This is a genomic window from Gilvimarinus sp. 1_MG-2023, assembly GCF_030548285.1.
This window is the reverse complement of record NZ_JAUOSC010000844.1, coordinates 1-284: the sequence shown is the minus strand read 5'-3', so window position 1 is coordinate 284 and position 284 is coordinate 1. Positions and strand designations below refer to the sequence as shown.

The following is a 284-nucleotide window of genomic DNA, read 5'->3' as shown; positions in this document are numbered from 1 at the left end:
CCACATCCGGGTGCGGTTTATACACCAGCCAGGCGTCCGGTTCCGCAGCACGTGCTGCCTGTAATAACCCCTGATTGGTCTTGATACTCCCGGCTCCCATACGGATTGAGGCATCAGACTCCACCTGCCCCGGTACCAGGACCACCCGGCGCGGCTGGCCAGAGCAGGATCGACACGCCGGTTGCCAGTCTTGCCCGGTCAGGTTGTATTTGGAAATACGGTTGGCAACAATGGTCTTTCGCAGCTGCCGGGCCTGGGCACAATCAGCGGCTGACCACTCGTCC

The 284-nt window shown here is 61.3% G+C and carries 1 protein-coding gene; it reads right to left on the bottom strand.

Annotated elements, in window-relative coordinates:
- A partial coding sequence (locus tag Q4563_RS19280; RefSeq protein ID WP_442903803.1) for a capsular polysaccharide export protein, LipB/KpsS family occupies positions 1-284 on the bottom strand: 284 nt, incomplete at both ends.